Consider the following 255-nt stretch of genomic DNA (forward strand, 5'->3'; position numbering starts at 1 on the left):
CACTGCCGTTGACATTGGGGACATTGTTTTCAACGGTTTGTGGAATGCCATCGTTGTCAGCATCAGGCAGTGTGCCTGACGGGGTTCCAGAGCCATTGTCGCCCTGGTTGAGGACTTCGAGGAGATAATTTTGTACGAGTGCTGTGCTGGCATTGCCGGCGACATCTTCGACCCGGACCTGGAGGGTGTTACTTCCTGCCAGCAGAGTGGTATCGAGTGACCAGGTGGTCGCTCCCAGAGGAGCGGCTACGGTGA

The 255-nt window shown here is 56.5% G+C and carries 1 protein-coding gene; it reads right to left on the reverse strand.

Annotated features, from left to right (window positions below; genetic code table 11):
• Positions 1-255: hypothetical protein (locus ACO0LB_RS21045; protein WP_423052705.1), on the reverse strand; the 255-nt coding region annotated here is incomplete at both ends.

The sequence above is a fragment of the Undibacterium sp. SXout7W genome (assembly GCF_049339385.1).
GTDB lineage: Bacteria > Pseudomonadota > Gammaproteobacteria > Burkholderiales > Burkholderiaceae_D > Undibacterium.